Source organism: Piscinibacterium candidicorallinum (genome assembly GCF_047549485.1).
GTDB lineage: Bacteria > Pseudomonadota > Gammaproteobacteria > Burkholderiales > Burkholderiaceae_C > Piscinibacterium > Piscinibacterium candidicorallinum.
Genome location: NZ_CP180191.1, coordinates 901,897 through 918,705 on the forward strand (window position 1 = coordinate 901,897; position 16,809 = coordinate 918,705).

Genomic DNA, 16,809 nt, shown 5'->3' on the forward strand with positions numbered 1-16,809 from the left:
CGGCCGGGTCGCGCCCATAGAATGCCGCACCCCTACTGCTTGGCGGCTCATCTCATGCACATCCACATCCTCGGCATCTGCGGCACGTTCATGGGCGGCGTGGCGCTGCTGGCGCGCGCCGCCGGCCACACGGTCACCGGCTGCGATGCCGGTGTGTACCCGCCGATGAGCACCATGCTCGAGGAGCAGGGCATTGCCCTGACGGAGGGCTATGGCGTGGAACAGATGGCGCTTAAGCCGGACGTGTTCGTGATCGGCAACGCCCTGTCGCGCGGCAATCCGCTGGTGGAAGCCATTCTGGAATCTGGCGCACCCTACAGCAGCGGCGCGCAGTGGTTGTCTGAGCATGTACTGCAGGGCAGGTGGGTGCTCGCCGTGGCCGGCACGCACGGCAAGACCACCACGACCGCCATTCTGACCTGGATGCTGGAACACGCGGGCATGAAGCCGGGCTTCCTGATCGGCGGCGTGCCGCAGAACTTCGGCGTGTCGGCGCGCATGGGTGAAACGGACTTCTTCGTCATCGAGGCCGACGAGTACGACACGGCATTCTTCGACAAGCGCAGCAAGTTCGTCCATTACCGGCCGCGCACGGCCATCCTGAACAATCTGGAGTACGACCACGCCGACATCTTTGCGGACCTCGCCGCTATCGAGACCCAGTTCCATCACCTCGTGCGCACCGTGCCCGCCAGCGGGCGGCTGGTCGTCAATGGCACCGAGGAGAGTCTGGCGCGCGTGCTGGCGCGCGGCTGCTGGAGCGAGCGCGAGCTGTTCGGGACAGAGTCGGACTGGCAGGCCGTGAATGTGGCGGCAGACGACAGCTTTGACGTGGTCTTCCGCGGCCAGACGCTCGGCCGTGTGTTCACGGACCTGACCGGCGCGCACAACCGCATGAACATCCTGGCCGCGATTGCGGCCGCGCGGCATGTGGGCGTGGACCCCGCCGCGGCGATCGAGTCGCTCAAGACGTTCAAATCCGTCAAGCGCCGGCTGGAACTGCGCGGCACGGTGCGTGGCGTGGCGGTCTATGACGACTTTGCCCACCACCCCACCGCCATCGACACCACGGTGGCCGGGCTCAGGAAGCGCATCGCCGCCGGCGAGCGCATCCTCGCCGTGCTGGAGCCGCGCTCCAACACCATGAAGCTGGGCGCCATGAAGGCCGCGCTGCCCGGCAGCCTGCAGGGCGCAGACCGCGTGTATGGCTACGGCGCCACCGAGGGCAAGCACGCCCTGGGCTGGGATCTGGCCGGTGCGCTCGCGCCGCTGGGCGATCGGGCGGCGGCGTTTTCTGACCTGAGTCAGTTGGTCGAGGCAGTCGTACGCGACGCCCGGCCAGGCGACCACGTCCTGGTCATGAGCAACGGCGGCTTTGGCGGCGTGCATGACAAGCTGCTGGAAGCGCTGCAGGTATGAATTTGGTTGAGTTTTGACCGTAATTGATCTTTCTTTGATCGGTCAATTAGCCCTTTCCGCACATCTATTAAGGATTCTGGCGCGCTTTACGATGTGTGAATTCATGGCCGATAATGATCTATGAGTCGATCTGCTGCGGCTCATTCCTGCGCGCGGCGTTGCGTCCGCGCCATGCGCCCGGCGCCTTCGGCTCGGGCTGATTCAAGCGCCGCGCGGCGGCTCGCATAATCGGTTTGATCGGTCTGCAACTTGTTCGGGTTATCGAACGGCCACCGACCTCACGCGCCGCCACTCCACCATGTCCAGCATCCGCGTCGAAGTGCTCACCGCCCGGGGCGATCCTCAGCCCTGGCTGGCCATGCGCGCGCGCCTCTGGCCGGACTGCCCGGCGCAGGATCATCTGCGCGAAGCCGAGGACATGCTGCACGACCCCGCGCGCACCGGCGTGGCGATCGCGTTTCTCGATGGCGCACCCGTCGGCTTCATCGAGCTCACCCTGCGGACCGACTACGTGACCGGCTGCGACCACAGCCCCGTCGCCTTCATCGAAGGCCTCTGGACCGAGCCGGACGCCCGACGCCAGGGCGTGGCGCGTGCGCTCGTGGCCCATGCCGTGCAGTGGGCCAGGCTGCGCAAGGTGCGCGAGCTGGCGTCTGACACCCAGCTCGACAACCTCCTGAGCCAGGCCACGCATCAAGCCCTGGGCTTCACCGAGACCGAGCGCGTGGTGGCCTACAAGATCACGCTCTAGCCGCCTGCACGGTGCGCGAGCATGGTGCAAGGGCCGAATCGCCCGAGCTCAGATGCGCCAAAGTGTGACTTCCTGTGACGCTTGCATCTTCGGGTGTGGATCTGGCACTCCATTCGCATGGGCGACACAAACCCCACTCACACTCCAGAATGGCGACCCTGCCCGAGCCAAGCTGCTCCAATCAGGCGCCGGGTTGCAAGGAATTCACTCATGCGAGTCAAGAAAGCCGTTTTCCCCGTCGCCGGTCTCGGCACGCGCTTCCTGCCGGCCACCAAGGCCAGCCCGAAGGAAATGCTCCCGATCGTGGACAAGCCCCTGATCCAGTACGCCGTGGAAGAAGCGGCGGCGGCGGGCATCACCGAGATGATCTTCGTCACCGGCCGGCACAAGCGCGCCATCGAAGACCACTTCGACACCGCTCCGGAACTGGAGGCCGAGCTGGCCGCCAAGAACAAGGCCGCGCTGCTGGAGATGGCGCGCAACATCCTGCCGCGCGGCGTGAGCTGCATCTATACCCGCCAGGCCACTGCGCTCGGTCTGGGGCACGCCGTGCTCTGCGCCGAGCCCGCCGTGGGCAACGAGCCCTTTGCCGTGCTGCTGGCCGACGACCTGCTGGACGCCGAGGTGTCCGTCACGCAGCAGCTGGTGAGGCAGTTCGAACAGCTGGGCGGCAGCGTGCTCGGCGTGCAGGACGTGCCGCGCGAAGAGACCGACAAGTACGGCATCGTCTCGGTGGCGCCTTCGGTTGCGTCCATCGATGCACGCTCCAGCCGCATCGAGGCCATCGTGGAAAAGCCGGCGCCGGCGCAGGCACCGTCCACCCTGGGTGTCGTGGGTCGCTATGTGCTCGAACCGGGCATCTTCCAGGCTCTGCGCGAGATCGGCCGCGGCACGGGCGGCGAGATCCAGCTCACCGACGGCATCGCCCGCCTGATGCAGACCCGCCCGGTGTTTGCGCACCGCTACGAAGGCCGGCGCTTTGACTGCGGCAGCAAGCTCGGCTTCTGGGAAGCCAACATGCTGCTCGGCCTGCGTCATGCCGACATCGGGCTGCAGGGCCAAAGCGCCGTGGCCGAGGCCCAGCGCACGCTGAAGGCCATGGCACGCACGCCTCTGCGCAAGGCCGGCAGCGCCTGATTTGCCCGCCCGGCACGTGCCGGGGAGCAGGGCGGATTCGGCACAATCCGCCCATGCACATTCTCTATCTGCACGGCTTTCGCTCCGGCCCGCAAAGCACCAAGGCGCAGCTCATGCGCGCGGCCTGCGCGCACCGCGGCGTGCCTTTCGACTGTCCTCAGCTGCCCGTCAGCCCCGGCCAGGCGGCGCAGCTGGCGCATCACCGCGCCACGCAGTACCTGCCGGCCGAACTCACGATCGTCGGCTCGTCCCTGGGTGGCTACTACGCGACCTGGCTGGCCGAGCTCGTCGGCTGCCGCGCCGTGCTGCTCAACCCGGCCGTGAACCCGGCGCGCGACCTGGCGAACTACGTCACAGACGGCCGCGGCCCACTGGCCCATTGGCACACGCAGGAGCCGCTGGAATTCCACAGCCGCTACCTCGATGAACTGCGCGAACTGACGGTGGCTGCACCGACGCGCCGCGGCCGCTACCTGCTGGTGGCCGCGACCGGGGACGAGGTGCTGGACTGGCGCGAGATGAGCGGCCACTACCGCGGCTGCCGGCAGATCATCCTGCAGGGCAGCAACCACGCCATTGACGAGTTCGAGAGCCTGATTCCCGAACTGTTCGACTTCATCCATGAACCGCACTGAACGGCTTGCGTCATGACCGACACCAGCTTGCCACCCCACACCCATCCCGGCACGCGCCCTGCCACGGCGCCCACCGCGCAGCGTGTGCAGACAGTGATCGACCAGCTGAAGCTTGACGCCCAGGTGGTGGAACTGGCCGTGCCCGCCCGCACCGCCGCGCAGGCCGCCGAGGCGCTGGGTGTGGCCGTGGGGCAGATTGCCAAGAGCCTCGTGTTCCGTGGCGCGCAGACCGGGCATGCGGTACTGGTGGTCTGCGCGGGCGACGTGCGGGTGGACGAGGCGCTGCTGGCCGCGCAGATCGGTGAAGCCACCGAGCGTGCGACGCCGGACTTCGTGCGCGAGCACAGCGGCTTTGCCATCGGCGGGGTGGCGCCGATCGGCCACACCGGCCAGGTGAACGTGCTGCTGGACGAAAGCCTGCGCCGCTTCGAACGCGTGTGGGCCGCGGGCGGCACGCCCCATGCCGTGGTGCCACTTCAGCCCGATGCGCTGGCGGCCGCGACTGGCCGACCGTGGGTGCGCGTGTGCAGCTCGCCCGGCTGAACGCGGCGTGGAGTCGCTCCGGCGCGCCCTGCCCGCCTGCGGTTGCATTCATTGCGGCGCTTTTGGGAGCTTTCCGGCGCATGGGTGCGTCGACAAAACAACAATATTTGTAAAAACTGGCTGCTTGGCCAAGCACTTGCAAGCACTGCATGAGCGTTGCTAGCCAGGCACAAGGCTGTATCGAGATAATTCCCAGTCCGACGGCCTGTTTGATTAGGCCGTCCAGGTGCCCGCCAGAAGGCATCCCCGAACGCCATTCGACACCTGCGTGCCCCGAGCACGCGCCCCCAAGCACCATGGACTTTGCCCGCACGCTGGTATCCCTGTTTCGCAACGGCCCGAAGACCGAGGGCGGCGAAGACTCGCGCGCGCCGGAGCCGGTGCCGACGATGGTCATGCCGCAGGCCGACGTGATCGGCTACATGGGCCGCTACCGGCTGCTGTCCCGGGTGGGCGACGGTGCCATGGGCGCGATCTACGCCGCCGAAGACCCGGTGCTCTCGCGCACCGTGGCGCTGAAGACCATCAACCTGCAGACCACGCCGGAAGAACGCAAGGCCTTCGAGGACACCTTCCTCTACGAGGCCCGCGCCGCGGCCAAGCTCAACCACCCGCACATCGTCACCGTCTACGACGCCGGCAAGACCGAAAAGGGCCCCTACATCGCCATGGAACTGCTCGAAGGGCAGGACGTGCGCGAGACCCTGGCCGCAGGCGAGCTGTTCAGCGCGCCGCGGGCCGGCGACATCATTGCCCGGGTGGCCGATGCGCTCGAGTACGCGCACCTCTCGGGCATCGTGCACCGCGACATCAAGCCGGCCAACATCTACCTCGTGGGCAAGCGCACGCCCAAGGTGCTGGACTTCGGCATCGCCCAGTTCATCCGCTCCACCACGGTCATTTCCGGCGGCAAGGTCTTTGGCAGCCCGAGCTACATGGCGCCCGAGGTGATCGAGGGCCGCAAGATCGACGGCCGCAGCGACATCTTTTCGCTCGGCGTGGTTTTCTACGAAATGCTCTCCGGAAAGCTGCCCTTCACCGGCGAGACCCTGCCTGATCTGCTGGACGCCATCGTGCGCAAGGCGCCCGTGCCGGTGCACGAGGTCAACCCGGATGTGCCGCTGGAGCTGTCGCGCATCATTGCCAAGGCCCTGGCCAAGCGCCCCGAGGACCGGTACGAGCGCGCCGGCGACATGGCCAGCGACATCAAGCGCTGGGGGTCAGCCGCGCGCGTGCGCAAGCTGCTGGACAGCCAGGCCACGCGCGGTGTGGATGTGCAGCGTTCCGGTGCCCGCAAGCCTGTGGTCGTCGGCGGACTGCTGCTCGTGGTCCTTGGCGCCGTGGGTCTGGGGCTGCTGACCTTCGGTGCCGGCAACAAGCGCGACGTAGAACTCGCCACCCTGCCGCCTCCGCCTGTGGTGGCCGTGGCGCCGGCGCCGCTGCCCGCACCGGCCAACGCGGTGTCGGGCACCGTGACGCCCGCACCCGGCGCGGAGCCGGCGGTTGGCGCTTCGACTGCGCCCCCAGATGCGGTGGCGGCAACGTCCGCTGCGCCCGCTGAATCGACCGGCGCACCCAGCCCGGTCGCCGCATCCGCATCGCCCAGCGCCGCTGCACCGGTCGCACGGACCGACGCCGCCAGGGCATCGCCTGCACCGGCCGCCGGGGCGCGCCCCGCACGCTCGGACACGGCCAAGGCCGCCCGGCCTGTCGCCCCCGCCGTGGCCACCACCGGGGTGGTCAACCTTGCCATCGCGCCCTGGGGCGAGGTCTTTGTCGGCGGGCAGGCACGCGGCCTGTCGCCGCCCCTGGCGGAGCTCTCGCTGCCCGTGGGCCGCCACACCATCGAAGTGCGCAATGGCGACTTCGAGCCCTACGTCACGACCATCCAGGTCACCGAAGACAAGCCGGTGCGTCTGCGCCACCGTTTCGGCAACTGAGCGCCGCCGCACGGCGGTGGTGCGTGCCTGTGGAGTCACTGCGCCGCGGCGTGATGAGCCGTAAGCTCGCGGTCTCCGCCTTGTCGGCGCCCAACCCGTTTTTTGCGATGCAGCTCCCAGCCATGCGTTCTTTCAATGTGTTCCGCCTGATCGCCACCCTGCCGCGCGCACTGCTTGCTGGCGGTTTCGCCGCGACTCTGCTGGCGGGCTGCGTTGCGCCCGCGCCCGTGGCCGTGTCTGACATGAAGGAGCGCCCGGCGGAGCGCGCGCTGCTGGCCGGCATCCGCGCCTACGAGGACGCGCAGTACCCCGAGGCCGAGAAGCAGCTCGGTGAGTCGCTGCGGCTCGGTCTGGCTGCACCCAAGGACCGCGCGGCCGCCAACAAGTACCTCGCCTTCATCTACTGCACGTCCAAGCGCGAGTCGCAGTGCGAGGCCGCCTTCCGCGCCGCCCGCAAGGAAGACCCGGGCTTCGCGCTGGACCGCGCCGAGGTCGGCCATCCGCTCTGGGGGCCGGTGTATCGCCGCGTACTGGGCAACTGAGTGATCAATTTGGCCGATAATGACTGTTAGCGATGAGATAAAAACCGGCTTTCCGCTTGTCTGGTGCGCGGAAACAGGCCTATCGAACAAGCTGAGAATTCTGTCCGAAAATGAAACAAGGGGCTGCGCGTGCAGCCCCTTGTGCGTTCTGGACCGCGCCCGCTCTGCGAGCGCGGGTTCGCAGCGTCGGCTTACTCGTTGTCGCCGTCCAGCAGGCGGCCCAGGCCGCCGAGCATGGAGCCTTCCTCGCTGCCTCGGCCACCGGCCTGCGGTGCAGCGGCAAACACTCGGCTGGCCAGGCGCGAGAAGGGCAGGCTCTGCAGCCAGACCGTGCCCGGGCCCTGCAGGCTGGCAAAGAACAGGCCTTCACCACCGAACAGCGCGGTCTTGATCTTGCCCACGTACTGGATGTCGAAGCTCACGCTGGGCGTGAGCGCCACCAGGCAGCCGGTATCCACGCGCAGGGTCTCGCCGGCGGCCAGCTGGCGCTTGACGATGGTGCCACCGGCATGGACGAAGGCCAGGCCGTCGCCATCGAGCTTCTGCATGATGAAGCCTTCGCCGCCGAAGAAGCCGGCACCCAGCTTCTGCTGGAAGGCGATGCCCAGCTGCACGCCCTTGGCGGCGCACAGGAAGGCGTCTTTCTGGCAGAGCACCGTGCCGCCGAGCTGGCGCAGATCCATGGCGATGATCTTGCCGGGGTAGGGCGCGGCAAAGGCCACCTTGCGCTTGACGCTGTCCTTGTTGGCGTAGATCGTGGTGAAGAGGGACTCGCCGGTGATCAGGCGCTTGCCGGCACCCATCAGCTTGCCGAAGAAGCCGCCGGTCTGGGCGCTGCCGTCGCCAAACACCGTGTCCATGTCGATGCCCGGCTCCATGAACATCATGCTGCCCGCTTCGCCCACCATGGCCTCGCCCGGGTCGAGCTCGCACTCCACGAGCTGCATTTCAGAACCGATGATCTGATAGTCGATGACGTCCATGGCCATGAGGGTTGTTCTCCGGATGTGTGAGGGGAGGTGGGGCGCGCGTCGCTGGATGACTGGCCAGGCGCGGCTCGGGATGCGGCAGTGTAGGGCGCTGCCCATACGGCAACGCACCAAGGCAGATCGGGGTTTTCGATTGGAGCGGCGGGTGTGGTGGCCGTGTGTGGTGGCCGTGTGTCGGCGCAGGCTGGCGCGCATGTCAGGCGACCCGCAAAGGCCACCCGCAAGGCCGGCGCCCGACCATCAAGCCGTCTGCCCGCTCACAATCCCGCGGCACAGCGCTTCGAGGTGCGTGAAGCCCTGCTTGAGACTCGTCAAGGGCGAGGCGTAGTCGGCCGAGGCCGCACCACCGTTGCGCGCCATGAGTTCCAGCTGGCGTGCGAACTCACCCACTTGCGTGGCGCCCAGGGTGTTGGCCACGCCCTTCATGGAGTGGGCGAGTTCCGCGGCTTCCTTCCAGTGCCCTGCGGTGGCGGCAGCTTCGAAGCGCTGGGGCATCGGGGCGTTTTCATCGAGGAAGGCCTGGGCCACGCGGGTGAGCAGCGGGGCCATGCCGCCGACCACGGCAAGCAGGCTGTCGCGCGTGACTCCGGCGGCCGGGTTGCTGCTGCTCTGGGCGCTGGTGAGATCGGTCATGGCGCGTGAAGTCCCCTGGGTCTGACTGGTGCCGCCCGGCGTGGCGCTCGGTACGGTGGTCGATGCGCTCGGCACCACCAGACGCAGAATCGCGTCAGCCAGTGCCGAGTTCTCGAATGGTTTTGCAATATAGCCGTCCATCCCGGAGGCGATGAAGCGCTCTTGATCGCCTGCCAGCGCATGCGCCGTCATGGCCACGATGGGCGTACGTGGCTGGCCGGTGGCGGCCTCGAGGTCCCGGATGCGGCGGGTGGCATCGATTCCGCTCACGTGCGGCATCTGGATGTCCATCAGGACCGCGTCGTAGCGCCCCTGTTGGAAGCGCTGCACGGCCTCGCGCCCGTCGCCGGCGAGTTCCACCTGCGCGCCCATCTGCTGCAGGGCGGTGGTGGCGACGATCTGGTTGACGAGGTTGTCCTCGGCCAGCAGCAGGCGCAGGCCCTGCAGGCGCCGCGGCATGCTGGGCGCACCCTGGCGCTCGATGCCGGGTTCGCCGCGCAGCTGCGCCAGCGCGTTGCGCAGTTCAAGCACACTGACCGGCTTTTCCAGGGGCTGCGCCTGCAGTTCCGCCAGTGCGTCCAGCTCTGTGGGCAGAGCGCTGCCCGGCTGAACCAGCACCAGGCAGGGGGCATGCGGCATGGTGGCGGCCAGATCGGCCAGCACTTCGGCGGTGGCGCCGACCAGGAGCGTCTCATCGATAACGATGAGATCGAAGCGGTGCTGGCTGGCGAGCCAGCGTGCCTGCGAGAGCTGATGCACACCATGGGCACGCACCTGCCAGTGCGCGAGCATCTCGCTGTGCCACTGCGCGGCGGTGGCGTCGTCTTCCACCCAGAGCACACGCAGACCATCCAGAGCGACCGGCGCACTGCCTACCCGTACGCCGCCCAGTAGCGGATGCGCCGGGCTGCGCAGCGGCAGGTCGAAGCTGAAGGTCGACCCCTCGCCGGGCCGGCTGCTGACTCGCAGCTGCGCCCCCATCAGCTCAAGCACATGCCGGCAGATGGTCAGGCCCAGCCCGGTGCCGCCAAAGCGCCGGGTGATCGAGGTATCGGCCTGGGTGAAGGCATCGAAGATGGCGTCGAGCTTGTCCGGCGCGATGCCCTGGCCAGTGTCATGCACTGCCACGTGCACGGTGCCGCGCTCGCCCGGGTTGGCTGGGGCCAGCGTGTACGCCTCCAGGAGAATGTGGCCGCGCTCGGTGAATTTGAGTGCGTTGGACAGCAGATTGTTGAGCACCTGTCGCAGGCGCAGCGGATCGCCCGCCATGCTCTCGGGCAGACCAGGATGGATGCGCGTCTGCAGCACGATGCCCTTCTCGCACGCGGCCACCGCAAAGGGCCGCACGATGTCATCGAGCAGACGCAGCGGCGAGAAGTCCACGCGTTCCAGTTCCAGCTTGCCGGCCTCGATCTTGGACAGGTCGAGTACATCGTTCACCACAGCCAGCAGACCGTCGGCCGAGGAGCGCGCGAGCTGCAGCCAGCGGCGCTGCTGTTCGGCCAGGGGCGTGCCGAGCACGAGATTGGTCATACCGATCACGCCGTTGATGGGCGTTCGGACTTCATGGCTCATGTTGGCCAGAAAGGTGCTTTTGGCCACGCTGGCGGCCTCGGCCTGCTGCTTGGCCTCGAGCAGATCGGCTTCGTAGCGGACCTGCTGTTCGCGGCGTTCGGCGAGATCCGCAGCCACGTTGTTCAGTGAGCGGCGCAGCTGGTCGATCGCGCCCAGACCGGTGCTGTCCTCGGACAGAGGCTGGCGTTGTGCATCCGTGCCCAGAGCCGTGGCAAAGCGCGCGGCTTCCTCCACCGCGCGCATGGGGCGCAGCAGCACGGCCTGGGCAAAAATCAGGGTGGCCAGCACCACGGCCAGCGCCAGCCAGAGCGCCTGCGCCATCATGGCCTGCCAGGAGGCATAGGCCGCCTGCAGGGAGAACACCAGGCGCAGGGTGTAGCGGTCACCGCGCACGAAGAAGGGCTCGTCCCAGGCCGCAGCCATCGGGTAGCCGAACAGCCGCGCGATGAAGGGCGCATGCTCGTCCTTGCGCATGCGGATCAGGCCGTCGCGCGGCGGCTCGCGCAGCAACTGTGCACCCTGCGCAAAGCCTGCCAGCGCGTCCTCGTGCAGGGTGCGGCCCTGCGCGTCCATCAGCTTGACGGCGATGTGGGTGCGCGAGTTGGTCAGCAGGTCGCTCACCAGGGCGGATTGCATCGGCACATCGGCCTCGGACACCGCCTTGATGAGCCCGGTCTTGTGCAGGTTCACACCGAGCTCGGCCTTCTCGGCGAGCAGATTGGTGAGCAGTTCGTACTGGCGATCGGCAGCCCAGTGCCGGCCGCTGACCACGACCACGGCGGCCAGGAAGGCGAACAGCACCGCCCGATAGATGATCGGGTCGAGCTTGAACACGGACCACTGCAGGCGAGGCATGGGGTCCATGTTCCCACTTGCTGCCGCGTGTGTCGTCTGCGTTAACCCCAAAAAGTAAGACGGGCACGCTGGGTGCCCGTCAAACAGTGTCACGCGCTTCGCGTGGTGCAGAACAAGTTGCTTTGCTTGCGCCAGATGCTGCCTTGGCGCGAGCCACGAATTGCGGCCGCCGCCGTCGCGGCAGACCGTGCTTGTACGTCAGGCCTTGCGGTAGATCTCCGCGCCCATCTTCACGAACTCGATGGCCTTCTCCTGCATGCCCTTCTGCAGCGCCGCCTGCGCATCCACACCCTGCTTCTCGGCATAGTCGCGCACGTCCTGCGTGATCTTCATGCTGCAGAAGTGCGGCCCGCACATGCTGCAGAAGTGCGCATGCTTCATGGACTCCTTGGGCAGGGTCTCGTCGTGGAAGTCCTTGGCGGTGTCCGGGTCCAGACCCAGGTTGAACTGGTCTTCCCAGCGGAACTCGAAGCGCGCCTTTGAAAGTGCGTTGTCGCGGATCTGCGCGCCGGGGTGGCCCTTGGCGAGGTCTGCGGCGTGTGCGGCGATCTTGTAGGTGATGATGCCGTCCTTCACGTCCTTCTTGTTCGGCAGGCCCAGGTGCTCCTTGGGCGTGACGTAGCAGAGCATGGCGCAGCCATACCAGCCGATCTGCGCCGCGCCGATGCCGCTGGTGATGTGGTCATAGCCCGGGGCGATGTCGGTGGTCAGCGGGCCCAGGGTGTAGAAGGGCGCCTCGTGGCATTCCTTCAGCTGGATGTCCATGTTCTCCTTGATGAGCTGCATGGGCACGTGGCCGGGGCCTTCGATCATGACCTGCACGTCATGCTTCCAGGCGATCTGCGTGAGTTCGCCCAGGGTGCGCAGTTCAGACAGCTGGGCTTCATCGTTGGCGTCATAGATTGAGCCGGGGCGAAGGCCGTCGCCCAGCGAGAAGCTCACGTCATAGGCCTTCATGATCTCGCAGATCTCTTCGAAGTGCGTGTACAGGAAGCTTTCCTTGTGATGCGCCAGGCACCACTTGGCCATGATGGAGCCGCCGCGGCTGACAATGCCCGTCATGCGCTTGGCCGTCATCGGGATGTAGGGCAGACGCACGCCGGCATGGATGGTGAAGTAGTCCACACCCTGCTCGGCCTGCTCGATCAGGGTGTCCTTGAAGATTTCCCAGGTGAGTTCCTCGGCCTTGCCGTCCACCTTTTCGAGCGCCTGGTAGATCGGCACCGTGCCGATGGGTACCGGGCTGTTGCGCAGGATCCATTCCCGCGTCTCGTGGATGTGCTTGCCGGTGGAGAGGTCCATCACCGTGTCGCCGCCCCAGCGGATCGCCCAGGTCATCTTCTCCACCTCTTCGCCGATGGAGGAGGTGACCGCCGAGTTGCCGATGTTGGCGTTGATCTTCACCAGGAAGTTGCGGCCGATGATCATCGGCTCGCTCTCCGGGTGGTTGATGTTGGCCGGGATGATGGCGCGGCCCCGCGCCACTTCGCTGCGCACGAATTCGGGCGTGATTTCCGCAGGGATGCTGGCGCCGAAACTTTCGCCCGGGTGCTGGCGCATCAGCAGCTCCAGCATCTTCTCGCCCGTCTTGCCGCCGGCCTTCAGGCTCTCAATGTAGGCCTGGCGGTTCAGGTTCTCGCGGATGGCGATGTATTCCATCTCCGGGGTGATGATGCCGCGCCGCGCATAGTGCATCTGCGTGACGTTCTGGCCCGCCAGGGCCCGGCGCGGCTTGCGCTTGAGGTTGAAGCGCAGCTCGGCGGTCTTCGGGTCGGCCTCGCGCTCGCGGCCGAAGGCGCTGCTGGGGCCGGCCAGCTCCTCAGTGTCGTTGCGCTCGGCAATCCAGCCTGCACGCAGGGCCGGCAGGCCGCTGCGGATGTCGATCTTCGCGGCGGGGTCCGTGTAGATGCCCGAGCAGTCATATACATACACATCCGGGTTCTTCTCGCCACCGAAACTCGTGGGCGTGTCGGCCTGGGCGATTCTGCGCATCGGCACGCGAATGTCTGGCCGGCTGCCTTCGATGTAGACCTTGCTGCTGTTGGGCAGCGGCTTGACCGCCGCGTCGTCCACCGTGGCGGTGGCGGCGAGGAACTTGGCGTCTGTTGGGGCGTTCATGGCGCTGTGCTGACTTTCTGCCTGGATGCAGGCTGCAAGCGCCGGGGTGGGAATGAGCGGCCGAGGCTCCGGCCAGGCCGCACACGCTCCCTGCCTCGGCATGATCCGTACAGGTGCAAAGGGTTTGATCTCACTCGGCGCGCTTCAAACCGCACCGAGACCCCTGCGTGAAAGGCGTAACGATAGTGCAGGGCGCTGACCAGCGCCCGTTCTTCCCTTGCTACTTCGGACGTCTGCACCTCAATACATGAAGTGCTTTCCGCTTGTCCCATGCGGGTTTCCAGCCACTTTGGTCTGGAAGCGCGCATCCAGAGCGCGTCTTGCCTTCTGAGTGCGGGCTACGCCGCCGTGAAGTTGCCGTGGAAGCCCAGCGGGATGAAGTACGGCAGCCGCGCCACGGCCACGGGGCCGGCGGCGAGGTTGTTCGCTTCGAACACGCTCACCGCGGTCTGCTTGCGGCGGGCGTCGAAGCTGGTACCGATCACCCAGGCGTTGCGCTCATCCCGCGCTGCATCCGCACCGCGCTTGGGGATGATGAGGTGCTCTTCGGCAGTCACGTCCGCGCCGTAGTCATAGCGGTCGAGCTTGCCGGTCTGCAGGTCACGCAGGGCCAGGCCGTGGAACCAGTAGTCGGGGCGGCCGGCAAAGGTCTTCCAGCCGGTCGGGTTGAGCAGGTAGCGGGCGGTGGTGCCGATGCGCTGCGGGTTCACGCGGGGGAACTCCGCACTGTCGTCCAGCGCGGTGCGCGTGGCGCGGCCGGTGCGCAGATCGAACTGTGCAAGCACAGTCTGGGAGCGGTCGTCGGTACCGTGCGCAGGGCGGTTCAGCTCGCCGCGCATCATGCGTACGGCATCACCGGCCAGGAAGGCATTCCCGCTTGATCCGACATAGCTCAGGTGGATCACGCCGTCCTGCTCGTACGCATTGCCGACATGGAAGATCATCTCGTTGGGCAGCTCGAACAGGCGGTTCTTGCTGATGTCGTCCTTCTCGGCCACCCAGATGCGCAGGGGCTCGGCGCCGCGCCAGGCAAAGGCTTCCTCGGGCGGCGCGCCGCGCGCCACGGCACCAAAGTCCAGGGTCACGGGCGGGATGGGCACCACGATGTAGCGCTCCGTAATTGCAAAGTCGTGCACCATGCCCACGCGCAGCGGCAGCGTGGTCATCTGCGTCTTGATGGCCTTGCCGTCCGCGCCGATCTGATAGGCCAGCAGCCGGTCCGCAAAGGTGCCGAAGTTCCACAGCACGCCCTGCGGGTCCAGCTTGGGGTGGGCGGAGAAGGGCACCTGCGACCAGCCTTCGCGCCACGTCACTGGGCCGCGGGTTTGCAGGGTGGCCGGGTCCAGCTCGAAGGCGCTGCCGCCTTCCCACATGGCCAGCACGCGACCGCCGTGTTCGATGGCGTTGGTATTGGCAGTGTTGAAGTCGTCCGGCCCGCGTGTCGCCACCTTGGCTTTGATGGGCGAGCCGAAGGTGGGCGTGAGAAATTCGCCCGCAGCCTGCTCGCGCTCGAACTTCACGGTACGCACAAAGCGGCCCTTGTGCGAGACGTGTGGCTTGCCCGCGCGCGCACCGAATGTGAACTGCTGCACCATGCCATCGCCGTCAAACCAGTGCTGGTAGCGCGCGCCATTGCGCTCGAACAACGCGGGGCCGTTGCGGTAGAAGCGCCCCTGAAGCTCGGCCGGCCAGCGGCCTTCGATGGCGAGCGATTCGCAATCCAGATCCACCGCGGTGCCTTTCACCGCGGCCAGCCAGGGGGCTTGCTTGACCGCAGCGTCAAAGCGTTCGATGTTGTTCAGCGGTGCCGGTGCGGCAGATTGCGCCCAGGCAGGCCGCAACGCAGAGGCCGCGCCAATGCCCGCAGCGCAGGCCAGAGACTCAATGAACTGACGGCGTTCCATGGCGGCGCTCCTCAGTTCAGCTTGATGGTGATGGGCGAACCATTGACGGGCACCTTCGCCGCGTCCCAGGAGGGTGGGCCCATCACCGGCCGGCCGCTGGCGCCCCAGGGCTCGGAAGGGATGCCGATGATGTTGGTGTCCATCCTGCCGTTGTCATTGGTGTCCTGAAACAGCGTGACGGCGGCCTCGGGGCTCGATACCCCGCACAGCCCCAGGCGGTAGGTGGACGCGGCCGGCGCGGCGACCGTGACCGAGAACACCGGCTTCTTGTTGAAGCTCTCCGCGCTGCCATAGACGGCAATGCGCAGCGTGCCTTCACCCGGCTTGACGCCCTGCAGCTCCAGCACCGGGCAGTTCAGGGTCTCGGGGGCGGTCTGGGCCCGGGCAGGCGCCGCAAGGCCGAGCAGCCCGGCGGACAGGGCAAGCGTGAGGACAAGGGCAGGCATCTTCGGTGTGGACATGGCAGGGCTCCCGGGCGGTGCGCGTGCAGCGCTGTTGTTGAGGTGCCGTCATGCTGCCCAGCCGCAGGGCGCCGATCGACCGACGTGCGATGAATGGCAAGTGGCGGGCGCGAATGGCAAGCCGGCGGCGCTCGCCTGATCAAGCCCGGCCGCCTGCGCGGCGCCACGTTGCAGCGCCCGGCCGCAGCCGCTGGATGGGCGGGCAAACCCCAGTGCGGCAGCGCGCGCGGGCCAGCGCCTGCACTGGCCTGTACCGGGATGCGCCACCCTTCGTTAGCATCTCGTCAATAACAAGGCTGGACACGCGCCCGCACCGCCTGGCGCGCAGGGGGTTTTACGCATGACAAGGATCACGGCTGCGCGAGCGGCCCTGAGCCGCGCCGTGGTGTCTTGGTGGCGGCATGGGCAGCGGCTTGCGCGCGGAGCTGCGCTTGCGCTTGCCTGCATGGCCGGTCTGTCGGCGCATGCGATCGAGCGCATCGAGTGGGCGCTGCCCGAACTGCCCCCGGTGTTCTTCTACGACAGCGAGGGCCGCCCGCCCACTGGGCCTGCGCAGCTGGGGCGCGGCTCGGGCGATGGCTATCTGCGCGAGATCATGCTCAATGCGCCGGGCGTGCGGCATGAGATCGTGGGCATGACCTATGCGCGGGCCTGGGCCGAGATGGAGCGCGGGCGCGAGATCTGCATCCCGGCCGTGGTGAAGCTCGACGAACGCAGTGAGCGGGCCTGGTACACGCCGATGTCGCCGCCACCACCCATGACGGTGGTGGTGCGGGCTGATCGCGTGCGCGAGGTTCTTGGGGACAGCGCCGTCGCCTCACTGGCGGCGCTGCTTGCCCGGCCTGAGCTGACTGCGCTGGTCCCGGCGGGCCGCGCCTTCGGCCCGGAGATCAATGCCCTGCTGGCCCAACCGGATGTGCAGACCCGCATCGAGCGCCTGCGCTACAGCAGCAGCACGCAGGCGGCGCAGATGCTCATGCTCGGCCGGGTGGACTACTGGATGGAATGGCCCCATGTGGCCGAGTGGCAGATGCGCAATCTGCCGCGCCGCCCGCCCATGACCTGGCGGCCGGTGCTGGAGTTTGCCGTCGACAAGCACCTGTACATCGCTTGCACCCGCTCAGCGGCCGGGCGCAAGGCTATCGAACTCATCGACCAGGCCATTCGCCAGGCCGCACGCGAGCCGGCCTACCGCAATGCAGCGGTGAACTGGTACCCGCCAGAAATCCGCGAATCGGTCGCGCCGCGCTTCAAGCGCTTCTTCGATGAGCGCAGCCGCAAGCCGATGATCGAATGAGGCCGGCGCC

General features: G+C 67.4%; 13 protein-coding genes and 1 riboswitch. Of the genes, 8 read left to right on the plus strand and 5 right to left on the minus strand.

Annotated elements, in window-relative coordinates:
• Window positions 1-54 precede the first annotated feature (54 nt).
• The 7 genes from mpl to ACMDW7_RS04130 all read left to right on the plus strand — a co-directional run bounded on the left by mpl (window position 55) and on the right by ACMDW7_RS04130 (window position 6,967).
• The gene (gene mpl, locus ACMDW7_RS04100) at window positions 55-1,419 is read left to right on the plus strand and encodes a UDP-N-acetylmuramate:L-alanyl-gamma-D-glutamyl-meso-diaminopimelate ligase (protein WP_377305332.1); all 1,365 of its coding nucleotides are present in this window, start codon (window positions 55-57) and stop codon (window positions 1,417-1,419) included.
• Between the two features lie 298 nt (window positions 1,420-1,717).
• On the plus strand, window positions 1,718-2,170 hold the full coding sequence (aac(6'), locus tag ACMDW7_RS04105) for an aminoglycoside 6'-N-acetyltransferase (protein ID WP_377305330.1): 453 nt from the start codon (window positions 1,718-1,720) through the stop codon (window positions 2,168-2,170).
• 210 nt (window positions 2,171-2,380) lie between these two features.
• Complete coding sequence (gene galU / locus ACMDW7_RS04110) at window positions 2,381-3,307, plus strand: UTP--glucose-1-phosphate uridylyltransferase GalU (protein ID WP_377305328.1); 927 nt, start codon at window positions 2,381-2,383, stop codon at window positions 3,305-3,307.
• Between the two features lie 53 nt (window positions 3,308-3,360).
• Window positions 3,361-3,942 carry a YqiA/YcfP family alpha/beta fold hydrolase gene (locus ACMDW7_RS04115; RefSeq protein WP_377305324.1) on the plus strand — a complete coding sequence of 194 codons (582 nt, stop codon included), beginning with the start codon at window positions 3,361-3,363 and terminating at the stop codon, window positions 3,940-3,942.
• A gap of 12 nt (window positions 3,943-3,954) precedes the next feature.
• Window positions 3,955-4,485, plus strand: a complete 531-nt coding sequence (locus ACMDW7_RS04120; protein WP_377305322.1) for a YbaK/EbsC family protein — start codon at window positions 3,955-3,957, stop codon at window positions 4,483-4,485.
• Between the two features lie 296 nt (window positions 4,486-4,781).
• Window positions 4,782-6,425: a serine/threonine-protein kinase gene (locus ACMDW7_RS04125; protein WP_377305320.1), complete on the plus strand. Its 1,644-nt coding sequence runs from the start codon at window positions 4,782-4,784 to the stop codon at window positions 6,423-6,425.
• Between the two features lie 122 nt (window positions 6,426-6,547).
• Window positions 6,548-6,967 (plus strand): TssQ family T6SS-associated lipoprotein, encoded by a 420-nt coding sequence (locus tag ACMDW7_RS04130; RefSeq protein WP_377305318.1) that lies wholly within the window; start codon window positions 6,548-6,550, stop codon window positions 6,965-6,967.
• 191 nt (window positions 6,968-7,158) lie between these two features.
• Here ACMDW7_RS04130 and ACMDW7_RS04135 read toward each other — a convergent pair whose 3' ends face one another.
• The 5 genes from ACMDW7_RS04135 to ACMDW7_RS04155 form a co-directional block, all read right to left on the minus strand.
• A complete protein-coding gene (locus tag ACMDW7_RS04135) occupies window positions 7,159-7,956 on the minus strand; it encodes a TIGR00266 family protein (RefSeq protein ID WP_377305316.1) in 798 nt (265 codons plus the stop codon).
• 240 nt (window positions 7,957-8,196) lie between these two features.
• On the minus strand, window positions 8,197-11,028 hold the full coding sequence (locus tag ACMDW7_RS04140) for a hybrid sensor histidine kinase/response regulator (RefSeq protein WP_377305314.1): 2,832 nt from the start codon (window positions 11,026-11,028) through the stop codon (window positions 8,197-8,199).
• Between the two features lie 189 nt (window positions 11,029-11,217).
• The gene (gene thiC / locus ACMDW7_RS04145) at window positions 11,218-13,137 is read right to left on the minus strand and encodes a phosphomethylpyrimidine synthase ThiC (RefSeq protein ID WP_377305312.1); all 1,920 of its coding nucleotides are present in this window, start codon (window positions 13,135-13,137) and stop codon (window positions 11,218-11,220) included.
• 70 nt (window positions 13,138-13,207) lie between these two features.
• Window positions 13,208-13,312: riboswitch (TPP riboswitch) on the minus strand.
• Window positions 13,313-13,475: 163 nt separating this feature from the next.
• Complete coding sequence (locus ACMDW7_RS04150; protein WP_377305310.1) at window positions 13,476-15,041, minus strand: carotenoid oxygenase family protein; 1,566 nt, start codon at window positions 15,039-15,041, stop codon at window positions 13,476-13,478.
• Between the two features lie 11 nt (window positions 15,042-15,052).
• Window positions 15,053-15,502, minus strand: coding sequence for a DUF2141 domain-containing protein (locus ACMDW7_RS04155; protein ID WP_377305308.1), 450 nt, complete (start codon window positions 15,500-15,502; stop codon window positions 15,053-15,055).
• A gap of 340 nt (window positions 15,503-15,842) precedes the next feature.
• Between ACMDW7_RS04155 and ACMDW7_RS04160 the strand changes: the two genes are divergently transcribed.
• Entirely contained in the window at window positions 15,843-16,799 is a 957-nt protein-coding gene (locus ACMDW7_RS04160; RefSeq protein ID WP_377305306.1) for a hypothetical protein, read from the plus strand.
• The last annotated feature ends 10 nt before the right edge of the window (window positions 16,800-16,809 follow it).